This window comes from Paenalcaligenes sp. Me131 (genome assembly GCF_050487225.1).
In the GTDB taxonomy this organism is placed as follows: domain Bacteria; phylum Pseudomonadota; class Gammaproteobacteria; order Burkholderiales; family Burkholderiaceae_B; genus Paenalcaligenes.
The window spans coordinates 1,510,508-1,528,718 of the sequence record NZ_JBKQGY010000001.1 but is presented as its reverse complement, the minus strand read 5'-3'; the positions used below and the strand labels follow the sequence as shown (position 1 = coordinate 1,528,718).

General features: G+C 50.5%; 21 protein-coding genes. 12 read left to right on the top strand and 9 right to left on the bottom strand.

Annotated elements, in window-relative coordinates; translation table 11 throughout:
• Positions 1 to 58 precede the first annotated feature (58 nt).
• Positions 59 to 862, top strand: a complete 804-nt coding sequence (gene hpaI / locus ACLPHM_RS07465) for a 4-hydroxy-2-oxoheptanedioate aldolase (protein ID WP_430220598.1) — start codon at positions 59 to 61, stop codon at positions 860 to 862.
• A gap of 67 nt (positions 863 to 929) precedes the next feature.
• Here hpaI and azu read toward each other — a convergent pair whose 3' ends face one another.
• Positions 930 to 1,379 (bottom strand): azurin, encoded by a 450-nt coding sequence (gene azu, locus ACLPHM_RS07460; RefSeq protein ID WP_430220597.1) that lies wholly within the window; start codon positions 1,377 to 1,379, stop codon positions 930 to 932.
• 169 nt (positions 1,380 to 1,548) lie between these two features.
• A complete protein-coding gene (locus ACLPHM_RS07455; RefSeq protein WP_135866370.1) occupies positions 1,549 to 2,016 on the bottom strand; it encodes a winged helix-turn-helix transcriptional regulator in 468 nt (155 codons plus the stop codon).
• A gap of 129 nt (positions 2,017 to 2,145) precedes the next feature.
• Here ACLPHM_RS07455 and ACLPHM_RS07450 point away from each other — a divergent pair, with 129 nt between their 5' ends.
• From ACLPHM_RS07450 to ACLPHM_RS07435, 4 genes are read left to right on the top strand one after another with little or no spacing between them, the layout of a single operon-like run.
• Positions 2,146 to 3,405, top strand: coding sequence for a D-amino acid dehydrogenase (locus tag ACLPHM_RS07450; RefSeq protein ID WP_430220596.1), 1,260 nt, complete (start codon positions 2,146 to 2,148; stop codon positions 3,403 to 3,405).
• A 6-nt stretch (positions 3,406 to 3,411) separates the two neighbouring features.
• On the top strand, positions 3,412 to 4,476 hold the full coding sequence (gene alr, locus ACLPHM_RS07445) for an alanine racemase (protein WP_430220595.1): 1,065 nt from the start codon (positions 3,412 to 3,414) through the stop codon (positions 4,474 to 4,476).
• A gap of 13 nt (positions 4,477 to 4,489) precedes the next feature.
• Positions 4,490 to 5,629, top strand: coding sequence for a metallophosphoesterase (locus ACLPHM_RS07440; protein ID WP_430220594.1), 1,140 nt, complete (start codon positions 4,490 to 4,492; stop codon positions 5,627 to 5,629).
• The gene (locus tag ACLPHM_RS07435) at positions 5,619 to 6,455 is read left to right on the top strand and encodes an Lnb N-terminal periplasmic domain-containing protein (protein ID WP_430220593.1); all 837 of its coding nucleotides are present in this window, start codon (positions 5,619 to 5,621) and stop codon (positions 6,453 to 6,455) included. Before ACLPHM_RS07440 ends, ACLPHM_RS07435 begins: the two co-directional genes overlap by 11 nt.
• A 61-nt stretch (positions 6,456 to 6,516) precedes the next feature.
• On the opposite strand, the gene ACLPHM_RS07430 is transcribed toward ACLPHM_RS07435, so the two are convergent.
• The 6 genes from ACLPHM_RS07430 to ACLPHM_RS07405 all read right to left on the bottom strand — a co-directional run bounded on the left by ACLPHM_RS07430 (position 6,517) and on the right by ACLPHM_RS07405 (position 12,110).
• Complete coding sequence (locus ACLPHM_RS07430) at positions 6,517 to 7,146, bottom strand: LysE family translocator (RefSeq protein WP_430220592.1); 630 nt, start codon at positions 7,144 to 7,146, stop codon at positions 6,517 to 6,519.
• A gap of 115 nt (positions 7,147 to 7,261) precedes the next feature.
• Positions 7,262 to 8,284 (bottom strand): 4-hydroxy-2-oxovalerate aldolase, encoded by a 1,023-nt coding sequence (gene dmpG / locus ACLPHM_RS07425; protein ID WP_430220591.1) that lies wholly within the window; start codon positions 8,282 to 8,284, stop codon positions 7,262 to 7,264.
• 28 nt (positions 8,285 to 8,312) lie between these two features.
• Complete coding sequence (locus tag ACLPHM_RS07420) at positions 8,313 to 9,200, bottom strand: acetaldehyde dehydrogenase (acetylating) (protein WP_430220590.1); 888 nt, start codon at positions 9,198 to 9,200, stop codon at positions 8,313 to 8,315.
• Between the two features lie 54 nt (positions 9,201 to 9,254).
• Positions 9,255 to 10,535, bottom strand: a complete 1,281-nt coding sequence (locus ACLPHM_RS07415; RefSeq protein WP_430220589.1) for a TRAP transporter large permease — start codon at positions 10,533 to 10,535, stop codon at positions 9,255 to 9,257.
• The gene (locus ACLPHM_RS07410) at positions 10,532 to 11,014 is read right to left on the bottom strand and encodes a TRAP transporter small permease (protein WP_430220588.1); all 483 of its coding nucleotides are present in this window, start codon (positions 11,012 to 11,014) and stop codon (positions 10,532 to 10,534) included. Before ACLPHM_RS07410 ends, ACLPHM_RS07415 begins: the two co-directional genes overlap by 4 nt.
• A 100-nt stretch (positions 11,015 to 11,114) precedes the next feature.
• A complete protein-coding gene (locus ACLPHM_RS07405) occupies positions 11,115 to 12,110 on the bottom strand; it encodes a TRAP transporter substrate-binding protein (RefSeq protein ID WP_430220587.1) in 996 nt (331 codons plus the stop codon).
• 169 nt (positions 12,111 to 12,279) lie between these two features.
• On the opposite strand from ACLPHM_RS07405, the gene ACLPHM_RS07400 reads away from it, so the two are divergent.
• From ACLPHM_RS07400 to ACLPHM_RS07375, 6 genes are all read left to right on the top strand, one after another.
• On the top strand, positions 12,280 to 13,668 hold the full coding sequence (locus tag ACLPHM_RS07400) for an FAD-binding oxidoreductase (protein WP_430220586.1): 1,389 nt from the start codon (positions 12,280 to 12,282) through the stop codon (positions 13,666 to 13,668).
• Between the two features lie 152 nt (positions 13,669 to 13,820).
• The gene (locus ACLPHM_RS07395) at positions 13,821 to 14,021 is read left to right on the top strand and encodes a hypothetical protein (protein ID WP_430220585.1); all 201 of its coding nucleotides are present in this window, start codon (positions 13,821 to 13,823) and stop codon (positions 14,019 to 14,021) included.
• Complete coding sequence (locus ACLPHM_RS07390) at positions 14,018 to 14,395, top strand: hypothetical protein (RefSeq protein ID WP_430220584.1); 378 nt, start codon at positions 14,018 to 14,020, stop codon at positions 14,393 to 14,395. Before ACLPHM_RS07395 ends, ACLPHM_RS07390 begins: the two co-directional genes overlap by 4 nt.
• 137 nt (positions 14,396 to 14,532) lie before the next feature.
• Positions 14,533 to 15,039, top strand: coding sequence for a type II RES/Xre toxin-antitoxin system antitoxin (gene parS, locus ACLPHM_RS07385; protein ID WP_430220583.1), 507 nt, complete (start codon positions 14,533 to 14,535; stop codon positions 15,037 to 15,039).
• A complete protein-coding gene (locus ACLPHM_RS07380) occupies positions 15,039 to 15,512 on the top strand; it encodes an RES family NAD+ phosphorylase (RefSeq protein WP_430220582.1) in 474 nt (157 codons plus the stop codon). The genes parS and ACLPHM_RS07380 overlap by 1 nt, the downstream gene beginning before the upstream one ends.
• A gap of 30 nt (positions 15,513 to 15,542) precedes the next feature.
• Positions 15,543 to 16,013 carry a carboxymuconolactone decarboxylase family protein gene (locus tag ACLPHM_RS07375; RefSeq protein WP_430220581.1) on the top strand — a complete coding sequence of 157 codons (471 nt, stop codon included), beginning with the start codon at positions 15,543 to 15,545 and terminating at the stop codon, positions 16,011 to 16,013.
• Positions 16,014 to 16,029: 16 nt separating this feature from the next.
• On the opposite strand, the gene ACLPHM_RS07370 is transcribed toward ACLPHM_RS07375, so the two are convergent.
• Positions 16,030 to 16,839: an IclR family transcriptional regulator gene (locus tag ACLPHM_RS07370; RefSeq protein WP_430220580.1), complete on the bottom strand. Its 810-nt coding sequence runs from the start codon at positions 16,837 to 16,839 to the stop codon at positions 16,030 to 16,032.
• A gap of 251 nt (positions 16,840 to 17,090) precedes the next feature.
• Between ACLPHM_RS07370 and ACLPHM_RS07365 the strand changes: the two genes are divergently transcribed.
• Complete coding sequence (locus tag ACLPHM_RS07365) at positions 17,091 to 18,206, top strand: YncE family protein (RefSeq protein ID WP_430220579.1); 1,116 nt, start codon at positions 17,091 to 17,093, stop codon at positions 18,204 to 18,206.
• Positions 18,207 to 18,211 lie beyond the last annotated feature (5 nt).

Below are 18,211 nucleotides of genomic sequence, written 5' to 3'. Positions count from 1 at the left end.
TAAGCACAGAGTAGTGTGCTACCTTACTTCAATGGTTTCTTCTTTCTAAGGTTGAAGTATGGATCTCCCCGTCAATACGTTTAAACAGCGTCTACGTACCGAACAACAAGTGGGTGTATGGGTAGGTTTACCCAATAGCACTGCAGCAGAAATTGCCGCGACCGCTGGCTTTGATTGGTTGGTGTTGGATGGCGAGCATGCCCCTAATGATGTGCGCTCTTTATTGCCATTGCTGCAGGCGGTTGCTCCTTATGATTCTCATCCTGTGATACGTCCGCCGGTAGGGGATGTGGCGTTGATTAAGCAGATGTTGGATATTGGCGTGCAAACCTTGCTAGTACCGATGGTAGATACACCAGAGCAGGCAACCTTAATGGCGCAAGCCATGCGTTATCCACCTCAAGGGGTTCGTGGTGTAGGGGCGGCATTGGCACGTGCCTCTCGTTGGAATGCCATTGAAAACTATGCTGAGCTAGCCAATGATCAAATGTGTTTGTTGGTGCAGGTAGAAAGCCTAGAAGGGCTGAAAAACATCGAAGCCATTGCAGCGGTAGAGGGTGTGGACGGTATTTTCATTGGCCCAGCTGATTTATCCGCAGCGATGGGGCATCTAGGAAACCCTGGTCACCCTGATGTGCAAGAGGCGATTGATACAGCGATTGCGCGTATTAAAGGAGCTGGAAAAGCCGCTGGCATTTTGTCGGTGAGCGAAGAGTACGCTCAACATTATTTAGACTTGGGTTGTGAGTTTGTAGCGGTAGGTTTAGATACGTCGGTGCTGGCTGCTGGTTTGCGCAGTATGGCGGCTCGCTACAAAGGTGGGGCGCCCGTGGCTAAAGCGGCATCTGGCCCAGGCTACTAATACGTAATTCGCAGACACAAAAAAGCGCCGCTATTGCGGCGCTTTTGGCATGCAAGAGACTAGGGGATTATTCGCCCAGTTTCAGTGTGCCTTTCATCATAGCCCAGTGGCCAGGGAAAGAGCAGAAGAATGTGTAGTCTTCGCCAGCAGCCAGTTTAGCAACGTCAAACGTTACGGATGTGGACTCACCACCACCCACTACGTCTGTGTGAGCGATCACACGCTCGTCACCAACTTTGATGTAGTCGTTGTCGATACCTGCAGACATACCTTCAGTGGCTGTCGCTTGGAAATCGGCTGTTTTTGTCAGTACCCAGTTGTGGCCCATTGCAGCTTTAGGCATGGAACCAACGTGTTTCAGGTTTACGGTGAACTCGGTGCAGGTTTTATCTACAACGATTTCCTGCATGTTGAACTGCATGGCATCATTGCCTTCAATAGTGATGTCACATTGTGCAGCGTAAACAGGCAAACTAGCAGCGGTCAACAAAGCTGCAGCAATATATTTGATAGACATAAGTCACAATCTCCATGCTTAAAACAAGAAAAAGGCAGACGCAAAATGGCGTGTACCATGTCATGAAATCAGATAGAGCTATTGGAACACGCTCTTCCCTCAAGTGTAATTGACAGCGGTCAATGATCTATACAGAAGCCAACTATATTTAAGGGCCTTTTAATAGGTTTTACCGATCGAGGTTCAGCCAAAGGCTTTCTTTTACTTCTTCCATGACCACGTGGCTTTGCGATTCTGCCGCGACAGGCAACCGTTTTAGTATATCACCGAGTAAACGGCGGTACTCACGCATGCCGCTTAATCTAGCTTTAATGAGATAGTCAAAACTGCCCGAAACTAAATGGCATTCTTGCACGTCTGGAATCAAAGAAAGTTCTTGTTTTACTTTATCGAAAATTTCTTCTGATTTAGACGCTAATTTAATTTCTACAAATACCAACATAGGCTTATCTAAGGCCGCTGCCGATAACTTGGCATGGTAGCCTGTGATGATCTTATCGCGCTCCATACGCTTCACACGCTCGGTACAGGGCGACGGTGACAGGCCTACACGTTCGGCTAATTCCGTCATAGGAATACGGCCCTCTCGCTGCAGTATATGCAGGATTTTTTTATCGATTCTGTCTAACTGGTGCATTTCACTTTTAAAGAAGAATAGTGTGATTTTTTATAGTGATTAACACTGCTTTAGGGCTAAATTTTAGCCGTATTAACTATAAGTCATTACTTAAAATAGTAAAAATACTTATAGATAGCGGAGATGGGAATGAATGTCCTTGTTTTGGGTGGAGGCGTGGTGGGAGTCACCAGCGGCTACTACTTGCGTCAAGCCGGCATGGAAGTGACGCTGATAGATAGGCAACCTGGGGTGGCGGATGAAACCAGTTTTGCCAATGCAGGCCAAGTGTCGCCGGGCTATTCCACACCGTGGGCGGCTCCGGGCATTCCTACCAAAGCGCTGAAGTGGTTATTTCAAAAGCATGCACCCTTAGCCATACGCTTAGATGGCAGTCTGTTTCAACTGCGTTGGATGCTGCAAATGCTGCGCAATTGTTCACCAGAGCGTTACGTGGTCAACAAAGAACGCATGATGCGCGTGGCGGAGTACAGCCGTGATTGCCTGCAACAGCTACGTGCCGATACCAATATTCAGTACGAGCAACGTACGGGCGGCACGATACAGTTGTTCCGTACACAAGCTCAATTGGATAGCGTGCAAAGTGATATCACGGTATTAGAGCAGTGCGGCGTACCGTATCAGTTGCTAGACAGAGAGGGGCTGTGTCAGTACGAACCAGCCTTGGCACAGGCCAAAGAAAAACTCACTGGTGGTTTGCGCTTACCGAATGACGAAACGGGCGATTGTCATCTGTTCACCCAAGCCTTGGCAGAGAAAGCGCGAGCCTTGGGGGTGAAGTTTATGCTTGGGCAAAGCATGGATGGCTTTGTGATTGAGCAAGGGCAAATCGCTGGTGTGCGTGTAGGTGACAAGGTGCTGAAAGCCGATAAATACGTATTGGCCTTTGGTAGCTACTCACGTCAGACCTTGACGCAATTGGATATAGACCTACCGGTGTATCCCGTCAAGGGCTATTCCTTGACTGTGCCATTAGTGAATCCTGCCTTAGCGCCGCAGTCCACAGTGTTGGATGAAAGTTATAAAATTGCGGTAACGCGCTTTGATCAACGTATACGTGTAGGTGGCATGGCTGAATTGGCCGGCTACAACACGCAGTTAGATTTGCGCCGACGAGCCACGTTGGAATTGGTGGTCAACGAGTTGTTCCCCGGAGGCGATGTGCCTAAAGCCACATTCTGGACAGGGCTGCGACCCATGACACCAGACAGTACTCCTATCATAGGAGCAACGCGTTACCCTAATCTGTATTTGAATACTGGTCACGGCACTTTGGGCTGGACCATGGCATGTGGATCAGGCAAGCTTATTGCCGACCTGATTGCAGGCCAGAAGCCGGAAATCCCTACGGATGGTTTGGCGATTAACCGCTATCACACTTCTGTCTGATTCATTATGACTCGTCCTTCTCAAGCAATGATTGATTTGGGCGCTTTGCGCCATAACTACCTGCTGGCACGTCGCCTGCAGGATGGTCCTACGCTGGCTGTATTAAAAGCCAATGCTTATGGTCACGGCTCGGTAGAGTGTGCCCAGGCATTAGCCGATATAGCAGATGGGTTTGCCGTCGCTTTTCTGGCCGAGGCACTGACACTGCGCGAGGCGGGTATCACCCTGCCCATCGTGTTATTGGAAGGTGTTTTTCATGCCGATGAACTAGAGCAGGTACAGGCCCATAACTTGTGGACTGTGGTACATCACGAGGCCCAAGTGCGCATGATCGAGCAATTGGGTGATGTGCATGGATTACGTGTGTGGCTGAAAGTGGATAGCGGTATGCATCGTGTGGGGTTCAGGCCAGACATGGTGGCGGATATCTATAAGCGTTTGCTGGTGACGGGCAAAGTGATGGACATCACGTTCATGACGCACTTTGCACGAGCTGATGAACCAGACAGCGGCACGACGGAAACACAGTTGGCTGTTTTTGAGGCAGCGGTGGAAGGCTTGGCGGGCGGGCGCAGTATTTGTAATTCTGCCGGTATCTTGGAATGGCCTGAGGCCAGACAAGGGTGGGGGCGTGCCGGCATTTTGCTGTACGGCGCTGACCCTACGCCTTTTGAACATGCCTTGCAGCCCGTCATGAGCTTACAGAGCGAAGTGTTTGCCGTGCGTACCTTATTGCCCGGTGAGGCCTTGGGCTATGGCGGTACGTTTGTGGCAGAAGAATTAGTACGTGTGGGGTTGGTGGCGGTAGGCTATGCCGATGGCTATCCACGTCGTGCACCTAATGGCACACCAGTGAGTATTGATGGCCAACCATCGCGACTGATAGGGCGTGTGTCCATGGATATGTTGACCGTTGATCTAACCCATTTGCCGGATGCTGGCATAGGCAGTAAGGTGGAACTTTGGGGCAAGCACGTTGATGTGAATGCCGTGGCAAATGCTGCGGGCACTATCTCTTACGAGCTGATGTGTAATGTGAAGCGTGTGCCGTTGGTGTATCAATCCGAATAGGACGTGTTGTAACGTGATTTTGAATGCTGCAGGGCTGATTGGGCTGTATCTACTTTGGCGCTACGTGTGGCGGCTTAAGCTAGCATGGCCGTGGCGTGTACTACTTAGCGCCGTACCTGTACTGATAGTCTTGCAGCATAGAGTCGTGCAATACCTGTTTGGTGGCAGCATTGCTTCCCCTGAAATTTCACCCCAAGCGCTGTGGGTCTTAGGTGCTTGTTTAGGTGCCGTCATTTTATTTGCGTGCTTCTTGTTGCTGCGAGATGTGGCTGGGTTGCTGCTGTTTGTGGTGTCGCGCCCTAAAGGGCGAGCACTATGGCGCAGCATGCCTGTGGCACATAGCTTAGGCGTATTAGCGTGTGTACTGGCGGTGATCGGTGTATGGCAGGCGGTAAGTGTGCCGCAGGTCAAACGCATGGAAATCACTATTCCCGGTTTGGCCAAAGAGTTTGATGGCTACAAGGTGGTGCATTTGACCGATTTGCACTTAAGCAAATTGCTGCAAGGGCCGTGGGCACAGCAGGTGGTAGCGCGTACGAATGCATTATCGCCTGACCTGATTGTGATTTCGGGCGATTTGATTGACGGTACGCCCGAAGCGCGTAAAAACGATTATCCCCCTTTGGGTGATTTGCACGCCAAAGATGGGGTGTATGCCGTAGCAGGTAATCACGAATACTATGCGTACTTCAAACGCTGGATGCGAGTGTTTAACGAGCTAGGTATACACATGCTAGAAAATGAACATGTGGTACTGCATAAAGACGGTGCTCAGTTGGTATTGGCAGGTGTACCGGATACCATCAGCGCTAATTTTGGGCAGGTGGCTCCCGATACGACTAAGGCTTTAGCTAATGCCCCTGCTGGTGTGCCGGTGATTTTATTGGATCACCGACCAGGCAATATTCTGCGTAACGCACCCAAAGGGGTAAGTTTGCAATTATCCGGTCATACGCATGGGGGCCATATTTTGGGCATAGACCAAGTGATACGTATAGCCAACGAGGGTTTTGTGTCGGGCTTGTACCAAGTAGGTACTGAGGGGCGACAGTTGTACGTAGGGAATGGGGCAGGGCTGTGGTCAGGCTTTCCATTGCGCTTAGGTCGCCCATCTGAAATTGCTGAAATTACCTTACGCAGCGATGTTCAGTAAATGGCGTCGCATAGGGTGTTTGCCGTGGATAGCGCTGCTATTCGCACTGGCTGCGGGATGGTGGTTTAGCCAAACGCCATCACATGATCGTATTTGGGCAGACGATGTGGCAAGGTTGTTAGAGGCACGGGTAGATGGTAATACCGTGCATCTGAATAACGTACGTAATTTCACCTGGCGTACCGAGGACGATTACACCGCTAGTTGGGAGTCACGTGAGTACCCGTTAGATCAGCTACAAAGCGCCGATCTGATTTTGTCGTATTGGATGGGGCCGCACATTGCGCATACTTTAGTGTCTTTCGGTTTTGCTGATGGTCGCTACCTGACATTTTCCCTAGAAATACGCAAAGAAAGCCATGAGCAGTTTTCGGCGTGGAAAGGTTTTTTCCGCCAATATGAACAGGTGCTAGTGGCGGCAGAAGAAAGTGATATTGTGCGTACCCGTAGTAATGCACGCGGGGAAGATGTCTATATCTATAGAGTGCAGTTAGATCAACCGGCGTTGCAGCATTTGTTTTTAGCTTACGTGGCCAAAGCTCAAGAACTAGAGCAACAGCCAGAGTTCTACAACACCCTGACCAGTAATTGCACAACGGTAATCTATGAGTTGGCAAAAGTGATCGCACCGTTGCCTATGGATTACCGCTTACTGGCATCGGGCCATGTGGCCGAATACGTGCAAGAGCAAAACGGTTTAACACCTAACGTGTCGTATGAGGTCTTGCAGCAAGCGGGATACATTAATGAACGAGCGTTGCAAGCCGATCAAACCGGAGAGGACTTCTCTAGTGCCATCCGTAAGGGTGTACCGGGTATTCAATAGCAGTGGCAGCTCAAGGGGCGAATAGGCCATTCACAGTGCAGAACTTTCTACACCATACGGCTTAGTCGTGTCGGCGATAAAACCCCAGTGCTACACCCAAACCAGCCAATAAGCCTGCACAACTTCGGTTTAACCAGCGCAACGCATTGCCAGACAAGGTGCGCATGGCTTGTTTACCGCTGAATGCGTAGAGCGTCATCAAGGCGATATCAATCAGGGCGGTGACCACAGCAAGCGTGGCGTACTGCTGAAAAGCACTGCCGTTGGGCTGAATGAATTGCGGTAAAAAGGCCGAGAAAAACAGCAAACCTTTGGGGTTGGATAAGGCCACTAATAATGAGCGTATAAACGCTGTACGACCGCTGGGTGGCAGTTGTAGTTCGGCAGTAGAGGCATTCATCAGTTGTACGGGGGCGTGCCAAAACAGCCAAGCCAAGTACAACAAGTAAGCAGCACCCGCATACTTCACCACGCTAAACAGTAGTTCAGAGGCTTGCAGCACAGCACCTAGCCCAAAACCTACGGCAGAGATCAAAATTAAATCAGATAAGGCGGCACCAGCAATGCCACAGGCTGCCGTACGCATGCCACCACGAGCACCGTTATTCAGTGCCAACAACATGGTGGGGCCGGGCGTAACCGTAACAACCGCAACGGTTACGCTATACAGCATGAGTGTCATCCAATCCATAAATCCAACAGCCTAAAGGTGTGTAGTGCAACGTGCCTATAGTGTAGAACTAAAAAAGCCCCAAGGCGTGAACCTTGAGGCTTTTTTGGGGTAGGGTGGTTTGCGCGTTTTTTGCTTAGCCAGCTTGACGCTGACGCAGCAAAGACAGGGCGGTGTCTTCGATCATGTCTTCTTGTCCACCCACCATGCCGCGACGGCCCATTTCGACCAGAATTTCGCGAGCAGGGATGCCGAATTTTTGTTCAGCACGTTTAGCAAACAATAAGAATGAACCGTACACACCGGCATAACCTAGAGTCAGAGCGTCGCGGTCTAAACGGATGGGGAAGTCCATGATAGGCACAACCAAATCCTCAGCAACGTCCTGAATACGGAATACATCTACACCAGTAGGAATACCCATCAAATCCAATACAGCAACCAACACTTCCATTGGTGTGTTACCGGCACCAGCACCCAAACCAGCGGCGGCGGCATCGATACGGTTTGCACCGGCTTCGATAGCAGCAACACTGTTTGCTACGCCCATGGCCAAGTTGTGGTGACCGTGGAAACCCAATTCAGTTTCAGGTTTCAGCGCATCACGTACGGCAAGTAGACGCTCTTTAACTGTGTTTGGCAGCAAGTGACCAGCGGAGTCGGTCACGTAAATGCAGTTAGCACCATAGCCTTCCATCAGTTTGGCTTGTTGTACCAAACCTTCGGGGCTGTTCATGTGGCTCATCATTAAGAAGCCCACAGTATCCATGCCCAACTCACGACCAAGGCTGATGTGCTGTTCAGAGGTATCTGCTTCGGTACAGTGAGTGGCCACACGAATGGTGCTAACACCCAAGTCGTGTGCCATACGCAGGTGATCCACAGTACCAATACCAGGGATCAGCAGGGCAGACACTTTGGCTTGTTTAAGCTCGGGGATGACAGTGTTCAGGTATTCTTCGTCGCTGTGTGCAGGGAAACCGTAGTTTACCGAGGCGCCGCCCAGGCCATCGCCGTGGGTGACTTCGATTAGAGGGATACCAGCTTCGTCCAGACCGCGAGCAATGTTACGCATTTGCTCCAGAGTGATCTGGTGACGTTTTGGGTGCATACCGTCGCGTAGCGACATGTCATGCAAAATAATGTTTTTGTTGCTCATTACACAATCCTTGCAAAAGCGCGTGTCATTACTTGGCGAGCAGGCGTTCAGCAAACATCTCTGCTGTGCGTGCTGCGGCGGCTGTCATGATGTCCAAGTTGCCGGAGTATTTAGGCAGGTAATCGCCCAAGCCTTCCACTTCCAGGTAAATGGAAACGCGGTTGCCATCAAATACTGGGCCGTTCACCAAACGGTAGCCGGGTACGTACTTTTGTACTTCGGCAATCATGGCGTGTACGGATTCAGTGATGCGGTCTTGATCTGGCGTGTCGTCTGTCAAACAGTGAACGGTGTCACGCATGATCAGTGGTGGCTCGGCAGGGTTCAAGATGATGATGGCTTTACCACGACGGGCACCGCCTACACGCTCTACAGCACCTGCTGTAGTACGGGTGAATTCATCAATGTTTTTACGTGTGCCTGGGCCAGCAGAGCGGGACGATACAGTGGCGACGATTTCAGCGTATTCCACTGACTGCACGCGAGATACTGCGTTCACCATAGGAATAGTGGCTTGGCCACCGCAGGTCACCATGTTGACGTTTTGAGCACCTTCAACCAGCAGTTCTTGCAGGTTTACTGGAGGCACACAAAATGGGCCAATCGCCGCTGGGGTCAAGTCAATCATCATGACGCCACGAGAGGTGAGCTTGTCAGAGTTGTCCTTGTGTACGTAGGCGCTGGTGGCGTCAAACGCGATTTGGATGTTATCTGCTTCTACGTGGGGCAACAGACCGTCCACACCTTCGGATGTGGTTTTCAGTCCCAGCTCAGCTGCGCGTTTCAGGCCGTCGGATTGTGGGTCTACACCCACCATCCAGACGGGTTCAAGTACAGGGCTGCGCATTAGCTTGGCAAGCAGGTCAGTGCCGATGTTGCCGGGCCCAATAATGGCAGTACGAATTTTCTCAGCCATGTATGTCTCCAGGGTAAAACAAAAGATAAATGCGTTAAGGAGTTGGGGCTGTCTTTAGCCTATGAGGCTCAAGGGGAACAGCGACAACCACGGAACATAAGTAATCAGTAACAGCACAGCCAGCATCGAGATGATGAAGGGGATAGCCCCCACGATGGCTTTTTCCAGACTGGTTTCACCTACTCGTGAGCCCACAAACAAGTTCACGCCTACGGGTGGGGTCACCATGCCAATCGCCAAGTTGACGATAATCACGATACCGAAGTGCACCGGATCGATGCCTACTGCAGTCACTACTGGCAGCAAAATGGGAACCAAGATAATGATCGCCGCCAACGTTTCCATGAACATGCCCACAAACAGCAGCAGTACGTTGATCAGCAACAGAATCAGGATGGGGCTATCGGTCAGTTGCACGATGTAGTCAGCGATCATGAACGGGATACGTTCAATCGCCAGCATGCGACCGAAGATCGTGGCAGTACCTACAATCACAATCACGGTGGCAGAGGTCAGGGCAGAACCTGCAATCAAGCGGTATAGGTCAGACCATTTCAATTCTTTGTAGACAAATACACCTACGATAAAACCGTAGATCACGCCTACTGCAGCGGCTTCGGTAGGCGTAAACACGCCACCGTAAATACCGCCCAGAATAATCACAGGTACCAGCAGAGCCCATTTAGCATCCCAAATGGTTTGCCAGATTTCCGATGCGGAATAGCGCTTGTCGGAGCCTTTGTAGCCTTCTTTGCGTGCTTTGAAGTAGGCGGTAACGATCAAGCCCACGCCAATCAGCAAGCCTGGCACAATACCGGCCAAGAACATCTGTGTAATGGAGACGTTGGCAGATACCGCATAGATGATCATAGGAATGCTAGGCGGGATAATGATCCCAATACTGCCTGCAGACGCAATCAAACCAATGGAATAGCCTTTGTCGTAACCCGCTTTGGCCATGGCGGGTAGCAACAAGCCACCAATCGCGGCTACTGTCGCTGGGCCTGAACCAGAGATCGCTGCAAAGAACATGCAAGTCACTACCGCAATAATGGCCAAACCACCGGTGTAACGGCCAAAAAACACGTTCGCGACATTCAGCAGACGGCGTGATAGACCGCCTTGTCCCATTAAGTCGCCTGCCAAAATAAAGAACGGCACAGCCATCAATGGGAAGGAATCAATAGAGGTCACCAGACCTTGAGCAATATAGGTACTGCTGACTTTTCCGCTGTAAATCAAGGCCAGAGCTGACGACAAACCCAGCGAGATGGCTACCGGTACGCGGATAATTAATAGCAGGGCAAAGCAGCCAAATAGCAATAATGAAATCATGACTGCCTCTCAATACGGATAATGCGGATTTCCTGCACGATTTTTTGCAGCAGGCGCAAAATAACCAGCCCAAACCCTACGGTAGGAGCCAAGTAGATGTAGCCCATGGGGATACTGAGGGACGAGGAGGTCTGACCAAATTTGAAGACCTTCATGCTCAGGGCATAGCCTTCTTTCATGACCAACACCGCGAAAACAATAAAGATGACGTGGGCAAGAATGGCGGCATAGCGCTGATACAGCTCAGGCAAACGATTGGTCACGGCTTCCACACAGATGTGGGCGTTCTCGCGTACGCCGTAGGACACACCAATATAGGTAGCCCAGATAAAACAGTAGCGTGCGAGTTCTTCAGACCATGTCAGAGAGTCGTTCAACACATAACGCATGAATACTTGCACGCCAATTAAGATGGACATGAGTGCAAGCAACAGCACTAAGATGCTTTCTTCAAAGTGCTTGTCTAAAAATTTGAGCATGGGGATCTCCGGTACCGACTTGGGGGTCGGCAAGCAGGCAAGCGTGTGGCTTGCCTACTGCGAGAAAGGGAATCAGCCTTGATAAGGCTGATCGGGGGTATTAGCGGTTGGCTTCTGCCACAATACGATCAACAATATCTGCGCCGATTTTTTTCTTTACCAGCTCGTGCACAGGGCCCATGCGATCAGCAAAGGCTGCGTGCTGTTCTGGTGTCAGCTCAGTAATGGTGACGTTAGGCATGTTGGCAACGGCTTTTTCGTCAGCTTCTTGTGCTTGAGCACGTTGGTATTCAGTGGCTTTTTTGACGGCTTCGTCAAAAATGGCACGGTCTTCGTCGCTGAAGCTGTTGTACACGTCAGGGTTGATCATCAAAGGCCACGGTGAGTACACGTGGTTGGTTTTGGTGATATGGTTCTGAACTTCGTAGAACTTCATGTCGTAGAACAGGTTGATTGGGCCTTCCTGTGCATCGAATGTGCCTTGTTGCAAGGCAGTAAACAGTTCACCAAATGCTAAAGGAGCAGGGTTCGCGCCTTCTTCTTTCCATGCGGCAATGTGCACTTCGTTTTCCATTGTGCGCATTTTCATGCCTTTCAGATCGTCAGGCGTGTGGATGGCTTTTTTGTTGTTGGTCAATTGGCGAAAGCCGTTTTCCCAGTAGGCTACGGCTTTGATGCCTACAGGTTCTAAACTTTGCAGCAGTTGTTGACCAATTTCGCCATCCAGAACGCGGTACACACTTTCACGATCTTTAAACAAAAACGGGATATCCAAGGCAAAGAATTCTTTGTTGAAGTTACCCAGCACGGCGGAAGAGGCAAAGGCCATGTCCACGTTACCTAACTGGATGCTTTCTATCAGTTCGCGTTCACTACCCAACTGGGAGTTAGGGAAAATTTCGACGGTGATGCGGCCGTTGGATTTTTCGGCAAGTTCTTTGCCTAGAAACTCAAATGCTGCTTGTCCAGTACTGGTATTGGAAGAAGCGTGACCGGCTTTCAGAACAGTGTTAGCGTTTGCTAAGCCAGCGAAAAGGGATACACAGAGGCCTAAGCCCAAGGTCAAGGTGCGGTTACGCAAGGTTTTTGTCAGCATAAGAGTCTCCGAGTGTGACAAGGGTGGTGGGTCAAAATGTGACAGCGAGTGTATTAACCTGTCATCGTTATTAATGAGGAAATTCTAGTATCAGTGGTAAAATTTTTCAACTATTGATATGTGTTCTCAATATATGAGAATTTAATCGTAAAGCAGGGAGACGTAAAAGATGAGCAGTAATGTAGAGGCCATCAATGCGCTACGCAGCGTATTAGCCGCAGACGAGCTATTGACTGGTGATGCCATCAGCGACAAATACCGCCAAGATTGGAGCGGTGAAAAAGGTGGTGACCTGAGTGCGGTAGTGTTGCCGCGTAGCACCGAAGCGGTATCGCAAATTCTGCGAATTTGTAATGAGCACAAGTGCCCAGTGGTGCCTCAAGGTGGTCTCACAGGTTTGGCCGGCGGGGCTACGCCTATTGATGGCTGTGTGGCCATTTCCATGGAACGCATGAACGGCATCCTAGAGCTGGATGGTATTTCCGGCACCATGACAGTGTGGGCAGGTACCCCCTTGCAAGTGATGCAAGAAGCGGCGCAGAAAGCCGGTTTCTTCTTCGCTCTGGATCTGGGGGCGCGTGGTTCGTGTCAGATTGGTGGCAACATTTCCACCAATGCTGGCGGTAACCGTGTGATCCGTTACGGCATGGCGCGTGACTTGGTGCTGGGCTTGGAAGTGGTATTGGCTGACGGCACCGTGTTGACCATGCTGAACAAAATGGTCAAAAACAACTCTGGTCCAGATATCAAACAAGCCTTTATTGGTGCCGAAGGTACGCTGGGTGTGATCACCAAAGCGGTAGTGAAACTGCATCCTCAAGTGAATGGTGCCAACACCGCGTTGATGGCATTGGAGAGCTTTGAGGGCGTGGAAAAATTGCTGGTGTATGCACAGCAGCAGTTGTCAGGCCAAGTGAGTGCCTTCGAGGTCATGTGGAACGACTACTACAAAGAAGCCACCACCGATGGCGGTATTCGTGCACCGTTGCCAGCCGATTACCCCATCTACGTGTTGATGGATCAGCAAAGTGCTAATCCACACATGCAAGCGGCTCAGTTTGAAGCGGTGTTGGAACATGCCTTGGAAGAAGGCTGGGTAGTGGATGCAGCAGTTGCACAATCACACGCTGATGCTGAAGCCTTCTGGGAATTGCGTGATGCAATTGCCGAATTGCTGCAAGCGTACGCACCGACTATCAACTTTGATATTTCCTTCCCAATCTCTAGCATTGGTCGTTGTGTAGAGAGCTTGAAAGACGTGATGTCGTCTAAGTTTGACGGTATTCGCGCGATGTTCTTTGGTCACGTGGGTGATGGCAACATACACGTAGTGGTGGGCCCATTCCCTGACGAAGCGACTAGCCTTGCCATTGAAACAGCCTTCTACGAAGTGGTACGCCACAACGAAGGTTCTGTATCAGCGGAACACGGTATTGGTTTGCACAAAAAACCATGGTTGCCATACAGCCGTAGTGCAGCAGAACTGCATACACTGAAACTGATGAAGCAAGCGTTAGACCCACGCAATATTCTGAACCCAGGCAAAATTCAGGATTAAGCGTGTAGTACACAACGCGAGGCTAAGCACCCCAACGATTGAATTTTCACAGTCGTTGGGGTGTTTTTTTGTTTGTAGGCAGACGAATACTGCTTGGGAATAACGCCAAGGCAGAAGACAATATTAGGGATGACAAGACGCTAGGCGTTTTGGTGAGTACGACATCCCCATCTACTTTTCAGCACTCTACAGCGATGCGACCTAAAGGGCAGAAAACTAAATCTATTTATTTTTGGTTAAGCGAAGACGATGTGGCAGAGTTCAGCGCCAAACTGCGTGAAGCCTTACCTAGTTTGTCGTGGCGGTGTTCTCACCCCAGCCCCGATCATTTGGTGGCGCATCACCGTTTGTGAGCCAAGCCTTTGCTGAGTTTGAGTTCTCTGTTTTGCAGTTTCTGACTTTTCAGCCCAAGACACTGAGCCATGTGATTGATAACTACGCACCTGGCTACCGTTATCCGCCAACGATAAACATGGTGGAGTGTGGTCGCATGGCCATACGTTGGAATACCCAGGATGGTGATGACGCCGCTCAAGCAGAATTAGCGGCGCAGCTTACGTTAATTTGGAAAGTGTTTCGGCAGACTACCTTGCCAGCGAACGTACAGGCTACAGCAGGCTATGCGGTTTCTGGTTGTAGGATAGGAAAGCATATGCTGGAAAAGGTCAAAACAGAGTCTTTGTATTTGAAAGCGAACGGCCCATTTTGCGTGTTGAGTGAGGCGTAATTTCTTTACGGATGGGCAGCAGTGCATAAACCGGGTTGCGACTGTAGCGATGTAAGTAGTGTATGGTTTAATCTTTTGATGGTATTATTTTAATCAATTGATGGGTTTTTGCTGTTATCACTCTGTAGGAGAAAGCCATGCTAACTAACCCTGTACGTAGCAGCCGCACGGCACGCGGTGCCGGGGTATCGGCAGACGGCAGTAAACGTCGCACCCGCCGCCGCGCCGAGGATGCTGGTTTTTGGGCGATAGCGCACTCTGTGGGCAAAATGAGTGAGTCCGACCGTATTAGCTCTATCAAAGCGGGTCACTCGGTAGCGATGGCGGATGCCGTACGCGAAACCTTCAATATGGATATGCGTTCGTTGGTAGAGCTGCTGAATGTCTCTACCGCTACCTACGAACGACGACGCGTATCTGATAAGCCACTAGACGTTACCGCTTCAGAGCGTTTGGATAGGGTAGCCACCGTAGCACTACAAGCCGAAAGCGTGTTTGAAGACAGTGCAGCGGCTGCCAAGTGGATGTCTACGCCTCATAAAGCGTTAAACGGTAATAGCCCTGTGATGAACTGCGAAACCGCCATTGGTGCTAAGCAAGTGCTGCGTATCTTGAATGCCCTAGAGTGGGGCGGTGTAGCCTAATGATTGCGTGGCGAATCGCTAAAGCCAAACGCGCGAACGACTTATCTGGCGTGGGGGCGGCGCTAGAAGGCGGGCGTTGGAATGAGGCCGATGTGCGGGCGGTGTACATGGGCTTATCACCCGCTATCTGCTGTCTGGAAACCTTCGTGCACACCAACAGCTATCCCTTGTTGCCACTAAAAATCACACGTTTCCAATTGCCTGAGGATAACGCGTTGTATTTCACCCCTGACCCACGCACCTTACCCAAAGGCTGGAACAGCATTCCCCCCGATAGAGCCAGCATGGCTTATGGCACGGCCTGGTTGCGCGAGAGCAAGTATTTGGGTTTGATTGTGCCGTCGGCCGTACTACCGTTAGAACACAATATTGTGATCAACCCGCTGCACCCTGAGATCAAACAGGTGCAGATAGCGGAGCAGTACGAGTTTATGTACGACGACCGCATGTTTGCGGATCGCACAACGACGTAATGTAGGTCACATTTTCAAAGGATGATGCACATGACTACACGACTAGATTATGCTCACGTTGCCCCAGATGGTGCTAAAGCGCTGAGTTCGGTTTATGGGTATGTGGCGCAGTCAGGCTTGTCGCCGGTATTGGTGGATTTGGTGTACTTGCGTGTCTCTCAAATCAATAACTGCGCCTACTGCTTAGACTTGCATACCCGTGACTTGCTGAAGCGTGGCGTGAAAATAGAAAAAATCGCCTTGGTACAGGCGTGGGCAGAGGCAGGCCCCTTGTTTGATGAGCGAGAGCGTGCGGCGTTAGCATGGGCTGAAAGCGTGACTAATGTGGCGACCACCGGCGTACCCGAAGCTGACTTCGTAGCAGTTAGCGCAGTCTTTAACGAGAAAGAAGTTGCTGACCTAACCATTGCGATCAGCTTGATGAATGCGTATAACCGCATGGGCGTGAGTTTTAGAAAAACGCCTCAAGCAGTCGCTGAGGCGTCAAGGCCAACGGCTTGATATAGAAGCCGGCCTCTTAGACAGCGCGGTAGCCCAAAACGGTACTGATCTTTAATGCTGTTTCTTGTACGGTTGCCACCAGTTGTTGCATACGCCCGGGCGGCATGTATTCCACCGTGCTAGATACGCTGGCTGCCGCCACAATATGGTTGCGGCCATCTCGAATGGGGGCGGCCACGCAGCGAATGGTGGATTCATCCTCACCCAAGTCAAACGCATAACCACCTTGTGCATAGTGACGCATCATTTGTAGCCACTTATCGCGGTCGCAGATGGCTTGCAGGTTAGCCGGGCTGCGGTCATACAGCGCTAACCATTGCTCTTCGGTTTGGTCTAGCAACAGCGCTTTACCAATACCGGTAGAAAATAGCGGCTTGTTACCTCCAACGCGCGAACTGATTTCCACAGGTCGGCGGCTAGATATTTTTTCTAGGTACACAACGCTGTCTTGCGAGGGCATACCCAGATGCACGGTGTCTGAAGTTTGTCTGGCGAGGTCTACCAACAACGGCTTAGCCAGTGTGACCAGGTCAATTTGTGCTTGCGCTTGATAACCCAGCCCTAACAGGGCATGCCCTAATCTATACCCTTGATCGGGTTCACGACGTATGTAGTGGCGCTGTTGTAAAGCGCTAAGAATACGGTGGGCAGTGCTGTAGGTCATGCCGGTGACTTTAGCAATCTCGGACAAATCGTCGATGCCGCTAGCGACGGCGTCAATAATGTCTAACCCACGAAGCAGCGTTTGGCTGGCTTGGGTTTTGCTTTTCTTCTCTTCAGGTGTGGGCCAGTGAGCTTCCCCTGACCGATGACCTTGGTCTATCACAGCAAATGTCTCCCGCTATGGTTGATTGAGCGCCGTTTTTTAGCATAGCGCAAATGACAATGCAATGGATCAGTAACCATTCGCAAGCAGGACTATACAACATAGATAGCGAGAAAATATAGAGTGCTGCCGCATGGCAGTGGGGGTGTGAGCAGTGTGGTAGTTGTGGTTTTGTGTGGTGATTGAATGGCGTCTACGGTGACTTGTGTGATAATAATAATCGTTATTATTTCTATTTAAGTGGGCAAGTCATGCTAAATCGTCGCATTTACTCGTATCTTTTATCTGCTGCAATGTTGGGTGTAGGTGTTACGGCTAGCTATGCACAACCCGTTAATCCTCCCGCCTTAGCGTTAACGCCAGAATTGGCCCAGAAAACGTCTCTGACGGCAGATGGTTTGCTACGTAAGGATTTGGCTTATGGGATATATCAGGTCGCTTATAGCCCAGCGGATCAGTCTTTGTACGTGGCTTCAGCAGAAAGTCTGCCCGGTGTACGCGGAGGCGTCATTTATAAATTAGACCCTATGAGCTTGGATGTGACCGGGGCCATTTATACCGATGAAGGTAACTTCGGGCTGGCCGTGAATACCACAGGGGACACACTTTATGTCACCAACAGTATTGCCGCCGCTGCTTCCAAAGTAGGTGTGGGTGAAAAGGGAACCATACAACGTACACGGTTTAGCAATACCAGTTATGACGACACCAAAATGGGGCCGAGAACCATACGGCATGATCCCCAGAATGGTCGTGTCTACGTTGGTGCTGTAGGGGCTCCAGCGGTAATTTGGGTGCTGGACGACAGCAGTTTTGAGTTGCTGGATACTATAGAAAATGCGGGTAAATGGGTGACTGGTTTGTTGGTGGACCCTCGCTCACCACGTCTGTATGCAGGCAATGGTGATGGTGAAGTAATGGTCATTAATACCGAAACCAATCAGATAGAGCAACGTTGGAAACCTGCCGCAGGCGAGCCCGCCTTGTTGTTGAATTTTGCCTTAGATGCAGACCGAAATTTGTTATATGTGACCGAGACCAAGCATCAGCAAACCATTTTTGTGTTGGATGCCACCACGGGTGAGTTGCTACGCAAACTACCAGTAGGCGATGCGTTGGACATTTTGTATAACCCTACGCGTGATGAACTGTATGTCACCCACAGAGAGCAGGGCAAAGTATCCATTTTGAACGGCGCAGACTACACCGTTAAGGCGAGCTACGACGTGAAGGAAAACCCAAATAGCTTGTTATTAGGGCCAAATAATCAGCTGTATGTGACCGTGAAAGCACCGTTCACCCCACAGTACAAAGCCAGTGCGCGTGAAAGCGTGGTTCGCATTGATTTAAACAATGTGAAGGGCTAAGGGTG

Coding starts and splice junctions, on each gene's coding strand:
- hpaI (WP_430220598.1), top strand. CDS start 59: ATGGATCTCCCCGTCAATACGTTTAAACAGCGTCTACGTACCGAACAA.
- azu (WP_430220597.1), bottom strand. CDS start 1,379: ATGTCTATCAAATATATTGCTGCAGCTTTGTTGACCGCTGCTAGTTTG.
- ACLPHM_RS07455 (WP_135866370.1), bottom strand. CDS start 2,016: ATGCACCAGTTAGACAGAATCGATAAAAAAATCCTGCATATACTGCAG.
- ACLPHM_RS07450 (WP_430220596.1), top strand. CDS start 2,146: ATGAATGTCCTTGTTTTGGGTGGAGGCGTGGTGGGAGTCACCAGCGGC.
- alr (WP_430220595.1), top strand. CDS start 3,412: ATGACTCGTCCTTCTCAAGCAATGATTGATTTGGGCGCTTTGCGCCAT.
- ACLPHM_RS07435 (WP_430220593.1), top strand. CDS start 5,619: ATGTTCAGTAAATGGCGTCGCATAGGGTGTTTGCCGTGGATAGCGCTG.
- ACLPHM_RS07430 (WP_430220592.1), bottom strand. CDS start 7,146: ATGGATTGGATGACACTCATGCTGTATAGCGTAACCGTTGCGGTTGTT.
- dmpG (WP_430220591.1), bottom strand. CDS start 8,284: ATGAGCAACAAAAACATTATTTTGCATGACATGTCGCTACGCGACGGT.
- ACLPHM_RS07420 (WP_430220590.1), bottom strand. CDS start 9,200: ATGGCTGAGAAAATTCGTACTGCCATTATTGGGCCCGGCAACATCGGC.
- ACLPHM_RS07415 (WP_430220589.1), bottom strand. CDS start 10,535: ATGATTTCATTATTGCTATTTGGCTGCTTTGCCCTGCTATTAATTATC.
- ACLPHM_RS07410 (WP_430220588.1), bottom strand. CDS start 11,014: ATGCTCAAATTTTTAGACAAGCACTTTGAAGAAAGCATCTTAGTGCTG.
- ACLPHM_RS07405 (WP_430220587.1), bottom strand. CDS start 12,110: ATGCTGACAAAAACCTTGCGTAACCGCACCTTGACCTTGGGCTTAGGC.
- ACLPHM_RS07400 (WP_430220586.1), top strand. CDS start 12,280: ATGAGCAGTAATGTAGAGGCCATCAATGCGCTACGCAGCGTATTAGCC.
- parS (WP_430220583.1), top strand. CDS start 14,533: ATGCTAACTAACCCTGTACGTAGCAGCCGCACGGCACGCGGTGCCGGG.
- ACLPHM_RS07380 (WP_430220582.1), top strand. CDS start 15,039: ATGATTGCGTGGCGAATCGCTAAAGCCAAACGCGCGAACGACTTATCT.
- ACLPHM_RS07375 (WP_430220581.1), top strand. CDS start 15,543: ATGACTACACGACTAGATTATGCTCACGTTGCCCCAGATGGTGCTAAA.
- ACLPHM_RS07365 (WP_430220579.1), top strand. CDS start 17,091: ATGCTAAATCGTCGCATTTACTCGTATCTTTTATCTGCTGCAATGTTG.